Raw genomic sequence first — 6,080 nt, 5'->3', positions numbered from 1 at the left:
CGCCGTGGCAGAAGCCGAGTCGGCCGACGGGCGTGTCGTGGTCGAGCGATTCGAGTGCCGCGGAAAGGGCGTCGTCGCGATACAGGTCGCCAGCCAGCCCACGCCGAATCTGGTCTCGCTGCCACGAGACCAGCGGCGTCAACGGGGTCGATTCACCCTCGACCGGTGTTGCGTGGATCTTCGCCAGCAGCCGACCCATCTGGCCGTAGAGGCGGCGTCGGCTTGTGGGGCTCAAGCCCGAACTGTCGGCTGCGGTACGCCGGCCAAGGTCATCGCAGACGAACCAGGCTCGGCCGAAGTGTCCGCCAGCCGATTCGCCGCAGTGGATCCGCGGAGCCGGCAGACCGGCGGCGGCCAAGCGGCGATACGCGTCGGGCTCGCGGGCGACGGACTCGTCAGACCGGGCCGTACGGCGACTGCGGGAGCGTCGCTTCGGGGCCATTTTGATGATCCGCCGGGCTCCGTCGGCCATGCGCAAGCGACAGACGATATTCTGCTGACTCGGAATCGGCTCCACCGACGCCAGCCGACCCAGACATCGCGCGGCGATCCGGCGGACGTCGCTCAAGTCGTCTTGGGACAGGACGTTGCGAGGCATCGTGCGACCACTCGGGCGAGCCGGCGGACTGCCGGGGGTGCCTGAAGCTACGGCCGATCGGTCGCGGATGTCGTTGAAAGCCGGTTTCAGGAACATGCGACGCGTCGTCTCAAGGGCCGATGGGCGGTAAGTCTCAGATTGCATCGGCCCTGCGTCGAAGCGGATGGATGTCGCGGGTCGGGTTGATAATGTCAGATCGGCCAGCAGTGGAGGAAACGTGAGTCGTCACGGAACCCCCTGCGGCCTTGTGCGTCACTGGGAGCGAGGAACGTGCCAACCACGCCTGCCGGTCCGACAACCTCGGCCACTGCCGACGCGCTGGATCAGGAAGGGCGTGAGGCGTTCCTGCGAGCACGTCAGGGCGACCGTCAGGCGTTCGCCACCGTCGTCCGCATCTACTACGACCGCATCTTCAATGCCGTCTATCGCCTCGTCTCCAACCACGACGACGCCGCAGACCTCACCCAGGAGACCTTCGCCAAAGCCTTCGAAAAAGTTCAAGACCACCGCGGTGAGTCCGGGCCGTACGCCTGGCTCTTCCGAATCGCCGTCAACGCCTCCATGACCCACATCCGTCGGGGCAGGCGTCGCCGGACGATCGTCAAGGAAGCCGCGGCCGATCCGACGCTCAGCGGCATGACGGGCGACGGAACCGGGTGGCGCACCGGCTTTGCAAGCGATCCTGCCGAGGCGACAGAGCAGAGCGAGGACCACCGGGCCGTCGTCGCCGCGATGAATCGCCTCGACGCGGAGACGCGAGCCCTTTTGGTGATGCGTGATCTCGAGGGTTTCGACTACGACCAGATGTCTCAGATCCTCGAAGTCCCGCTCGGCACGCTCAAGAGCAAGCTGTTCCGGGCACGTGTTGCCCTGCGAGAGTTGCTGCAGGACCACTTCGAAACCCGCCGACGACGCGGGCAGGCCTGAACCGACGCCCACTTCACACCGATCCACCCACAGCCCACCGCACCGACTGACACCTTCATGACCGACGAGCGTATCGAAGCCGATCTTGCCGCTTACGTGGACGGGGTTCTGGACCCGGCCGCACGTGGTGAGATCGAGCAGATGCTCGCCGGCTCGCCGCGCTACGCGAAGATGGTCGACGAGATGCGGCAGGCCAAGTCGTGGCTGGGCGACCTGCCGACGGTCGCTCCGCCGCCCGGTCAGCAACAACTGGCCGATCCGACGGTGGCTCGGCTGGAACGCGAGGCCCTCTTTGCCGAGGCCGGTGCGACGGGCGTCCGCCGACTCTTCACGCCGGGCCTGCTGGCGATTGCGGCGACGCTGATCATCGCAGTCACGCTGGCGATGACGGCTTACGTGCTGCTGCCCGGCGACACGAGCCCGCCTCGACAGGCACGCGAGATGTACACTAGCGACGGCGGTCTGAACGTCTCGCCACCGCCAGAAGTGACGATCGAGGAGGACCCGGACACCGACGTCGATCCGCCGGTTGAACAGCGTGAGCCCGATCCGACGCCGGAGCCAATGCCCGAGCCGCCCACGGTCGCGCGGGGCGATCCGGCTGGCGTCATCGCTCCGGGCGAATCTGTCGATCCTGGCGTCATACCGCCTGTCGCGAGCGTACCGATGGTTCCGGACGAGGCCGTGTTGATTGCGGCCGCGACACCCGAGGCTGATGCCGCTGCCCGCCGTGTCGCCGGTCACCTTGCTGCCGAGGCACTCGAGTTCCAGGCGACGCGTCTGGGCCCGCTTGGCGAACGCCTGGCTGTCGATGACCAAATCGCACGCCGTCTTGAGCGCGCCGGCGTTGCGGCTCTGGCGATGGAAGGCCCCGTCCGCGTGTTCGAGCTGCCCAGGCCGATGTCGCGTCGCGATGTTTCGGCCGTTCTGCGAGCGTCGACGTCCAACCGAACGCCGTCCGTTGCCGTCTACCAGAAGACGTTCGAGCCCGACGGCCTCGGCGTTCGCGCGCAGGTTCGTCGCGGCGAGGCAGGTGGGACGGACCTGCGTCCCGCGGAACCAACCGACGAGGAGAAAGCCCTAGCCGACGCGGCTCGACGCATCTTCCCGAACGATCGGCTGAACTTCTACTTTCGCCGATCAAACCCTGATCGCGACCTGCCCGTCGACCTGCCAGACGACGTCGAAGCCCTGATGACCGCCGGTCGTGGCCGGATCGAGATCCCCGTCGACGCGGACGGTTTCGGCGACTTCTCGCAGCTTGGGCTCGGCCGGATTGACATTCTGGGCGAAGCACCGCGCGACCTGCAGAAACAAGTCTCGCTCGCACTCGCCGAGGAGTATTTGGTCGGGCTCGACTTCACGGTTTCGACATCGTTCAAGGCCGACGTTCCCGGCGGTCGCACGCCGGCGGCGATCGAGTTCCTGCGGGTCGATCGCAACCCGTTCCGCCTCGACGATGCCGTTCGCGTGGACTTCGAGGACGGCCGCCGCATCGAAGGTGTGGTTCGACCGGACGGACTCGTCTCGCTCGGCGACCTGGGCGTGATGTCGGCGCTCGATCGAACGCCCGGCGAGCTGCAGCGCGAGGTCATCGAGAAGCTTCCAGAGGCCGAAATGCCACCGGCCGTCGTGAATCTGTCGCTCCGGCGTGCCTCGGAGCTCGACGAGACGGCCGGCGAGGAGACGTCAGTGCTGATCCTGCTGTTCGAGGTCGACGAGCCGGAGCCGACCACGCTGCCGACGACCGTCCCGGCCAGTCCGGCAACGCGTCCCGGTTGACGCTGCATGGCGGGCGTGCCTACCGTCGCCGCCGGCCTCGGGCCGGAGTTTTCGAAGGACGACGACCCATGCTGCCCGCACAACGCACGAGTAAGAGCCGCAAGCGCAGCCGACGCAGCCACCACGCGCTGAAGGCTCCGCACTACGTGCGCTGCAACTCCTGCGGCAGTGCCAAGCTGCCCCACGTCGCGTGCGGCTCGTGCGGCTACGTCAACCCGAAGCTTGCCCTGAAGATCGGCGACAACGCCGATGTCCCGGCCGGCGACTAGTTCCCTCGTCGGCCGGTCACTCGGCTGACACCCATCATCATGGCCGATGCTACTGACCAGAGCGTTGCCGGCATGACCGCCGCCGTCGACGTCATGGGCGGTGACCATGCACCGGATTGCATCCTCGCCGGCTGCTTCGCCAGCCTGCCGGAACTGGGCGAACAGGACAAACTCATCCTCGTCGGCGACGAAGCGACGATCGAGGCCGGCATCAAAGCAGCGGGCATCGATGACGCCCGGCTCGAGATCGTGCCGACGACCGAGGTCATCGCGATGGACGAGTCGCCCGTCGAGGCGATCCGCGGCAAACGCAACAGCTCCATCGCCGTTGCCGCCAGACTCGTTGCCGACGGCAAGGCCGACGTCTTTCTGTCAGCCGGCAACACCGGCGCGTGCGTCGCAGCGAGCCAGCTTCGCATGCGGACGCTCAAGGGCGTCGCGAGGCCCGGCATCGCGGTCGTCATCCCGACCTTCCACGGCCCGGTCGTCATGTGTGACGCCGGAGCCAACGTCGACCCGCAGCCGCATCACCTGCTCCACTACGCCATCATGGCCGCCGCCTACAGCCGGGCGGTCTGCGGCGTCGAGCTGCCGCGTGTCGGCCTGATCTCCGTCGGCGAGGAAGAGGCCAAGGGCAACGACGTCACGAAAGAGGCCAACAAGCTCCTGCGAGGCGAAGGGCAAATCAACTTCGTCGGCAACGTCGAAGGCCGAGACTTTTTCAACGGCGTGGCCGACGTCGTCGTCTGCGACGGCTTCGTCGGCAACGTGATGCTCAAGAGCTTCGAGGGCCTGTTCGACGGGCTCTTCCGCACCGTGTTCTTCGAGCTCGGTGAGAACGCCCCGGAACTGGTCGCGCCCTTCAAGCAGATCATGGGCAAGATCAAACGTCGCCACGACTGGCAGGAGTACGGCGGCGCGCCGCTGCTGGGCGTCAACGGCTACACGCTCATCGCCCACGGTGCCAGCGACGCCCGCACGATTCACAACGCCATCCGGGCCTCCAAGCGGCTCGTCGAGAGCGAAGTGAACGCCCGGATCGTCAACCACATCGCCCAGAGCCCCACCGCGTAAGTCGAGCTTCACCGCCTGAGTTTCGGCGGCGGCGGCGCTGTATGATGTCGCCATGACCGAGACGATCGCACCGCCGGTCAAACGGCACCGGCCTGATGTCATCCCGCCGTTGCGCAACGGCGATCACCTGACGCGTGAGGAGTTCCACCGTCGCTACGAGGCGATGGGTGAGGGCACACGTGCGGAGCTGATCGAAGGCGTCGTCTATCTTCAGGGGAACGGCATGCCATCACCCGTCAGTCTCAACAAGCATTCGAAGCCACACGGGGATCTGTACGTCTGGCTCGCTCAGTACTGCATGCGAACGCCGAGCCTGATGCGCGGCGTCGATGGCACCATCTTCGCCGACAACGAGAATGAACCGCAGCCCGACGTGCTCCTCGGCATTCCGGAGTCGGCCGGTGGTCAGACACGCACAGTCGTCCGTGGCACGAAGGACTACGTCGCCAACGCCCCCGAACTCGTCGGCGAAGTCGCCGCCTCCACCGCCAGCATCGACCTCAACGCCAAGCTCCACGCGTACCAGCGGAACAACGTTCGCGAATACGTCGTCGTCCTGACCGAGGAGGAGACGCCGCAAGTCCGCTACCACGTCCTCACGAACGGCCGATTCGAACTTCTGGAACCAGAAGACGGCCTCTTCAAGAGCCGCGTCTTTCCCGGCCTCTGGCTGGACGGCAAGGCACTACTCGCTGGCGACTTGCCCAAGCTCGCCGCCGCGGTCGAGGCCGGCTGTGCGACCGCGGAACATGCCGCCTTCGTCGAACAACTCCGCTCGGGAGATTCCGGCAGGGCGTAACGTGACCCATGGCATCGATTGCTGACGAAACGAATCACTCCCCGATTCGTGCCGCCATCGCAGGGACCGGCAGCTACACACCCGAACGCCGGCTGACCAACGACGACCTGGCCGAGATGGTCGACACCTCGGACGAGTGGATCGTCCAGCGGACCGGCATTCGCGAGCGCCGCATCGCCGCGGCCGACGAGCCGACCAGTGCCATCGCCAGCCGGGCCGCGACCCGCGCGCTCAAGGCCGCCAAGCTCGAGGCCAAGGACCTGGACCTGATCGTCGTCGCCACGATCACGCCCGACATGATGACGCCGGCCTGTGCGTGCTTCGTCGCCCACTCGCTCGGCCTCGACCAGACGCCCGCCGTGGACCTGAACGCTGCCTGCAGCGGCTTCGTCTACGGCCTGCAGTTCTCGTCCGCCCTCATCGAAAGCGGCCGGTACAACAACATCCTGCTCATCGGCGCCGACAAGCTCAGCAGCATCACCGACTACACCGACCGCACCAGCTGCATCCTCTGGGGCGACGGTGCCGGCGCCGCGGTCCTGCGTCGCACCGAAGAGACCGGCAAAGGCCTGCTCTTCAGCGAACTCCACGCCGACGGCGGCGGGTGGGAACTCATCAACTGCCCCGTCGG

The 6,080-nt window shown here is 66.8% G+C and carries 7 protein-coding genes; 6 read left to right on the top strand and 1 reads right to left on the bottom strand.

The features are described 5' to 3' along the window. Positions 1-598, bottom strand: a 598-nt coding sequence (locus tag AAGI46_15020) for a phosphotransferase (protein MEM1013519.1), incomplete at its 3' end; no start/stop codon positions are given. Positions 599-868: 270 nt separating this feature from the next. Between AAGI46_15020 and AAGI46_15015 the strand changes: the two genes are divergently transcribed. The 6 genes from AAGI46_15015 to AAGI46_14990 form a co-directional block, all read left to right on the top strand. Next, positions 869-1,525 carry a sigma-70 family RNA polymerase sigma factor gene (locus AAGI46_15015; protein MEM1013518.1) on the top strand — a complete coding sequence of 219 codons (657 nt, stop codon included), beginning with the start codon at positions 869-871 and terminating at the stop codon, positions 1,523-1,525. A 57-nt stretch (positions 1,526-1,582) separates the two neighbouring features. Next, a complete protein-coding gene (locus AAGI46_15010; protein ID MEM1013517.1) occupies positions 1,583-3,307 on the top strand; it encodes a hypothetical protein in 1,725 nt (574 codons plus the stop codon). Between the two features lie 68 nt (positions 3,308-3,375). Then, on the top strand, positions 3,376-3,576 hold the full coding sequence (gene rpmF, locus AAGI46_15005) for a 50S ribosomal protein L32 (GenBank protein ID MEM1013516.1): 201 nt from the start codon (positions 3,376-3,378) through the stop codon (positions 3,574-3,576). Between the two features lie 39 nt (positions 3,577-3,615). Further along, entirely contained in the window at positions 3,616-4,650 is a 1,035-nt protein-coding gene (gene plsX, locus AAGI46_15000; protein ID MEM1013515.1) for a phosphate acyltransferase PlsX, read from the top strand. Positions 4,651-4,702: 52 nt separating this feature from the next. Further along, positions 4,703-5,449: a Uma2 family endonuclease gene (locus AAGI46_14995; GenBank protein MEM1013514.1), complete on the top strand. Its 747-nt coding sequence runs from the start codon at positions 4,703-4,705 to the stop codon at positions 5,447-5,449. Between the two features lie 8 nt (positions 5,450-5,457). Continuing rightward, positions 5,458-6,080, top strand: a 623-nt coding sequence (locus AAGI46_14990; GenBank protein ID MEM1013513.1) for a beta-ketoacyl-ACP synthase 3, incomplete at its 3' end; no start/stop codon positions are given.

The sequence above is a fragment of the Planctomycetota bacterium genome (assembly GCA_038746835.1).
GTDB lineage: Bacteria > Planctomycetota > Phycisphaerae > Tepidisphaerales > Tepidisphaeraceae > JBCDKH01.
Note: the sequence above shows the minus strand (reverse complement) of the source record. Positions and strands in the feature narration are given on the sequence as shown.

Coding starts and splice junctions, on each gene's coding strand:
- AAGI46_15010 (MEM1013517.1), top strand. CDS start 1,583: ATGACCGACGAGCGTATCGAAGCCGATCTTGCCGCTTACGTGGACGGG.
- rpmF (MEM1013516.1), top strand. CDS start 3,376: ATGCTGCCCGCACAACGCACGAGTAAGAGCCGCAAGCGCAGCCGACGC.
- plsX (MEM1013515.1), top strand. CDS start 3,616: ATGGCCGATGCTACTGACCAGAGCGTTGCCGGCATGACCGCCGCCGTC.
- AAGI46_14995 (MEM1013514.1), top strand. CDS start 4,703: ATGACCGAGACGATCGCACCGCCGGTCAAACGGCACCGGCCTGATGTC.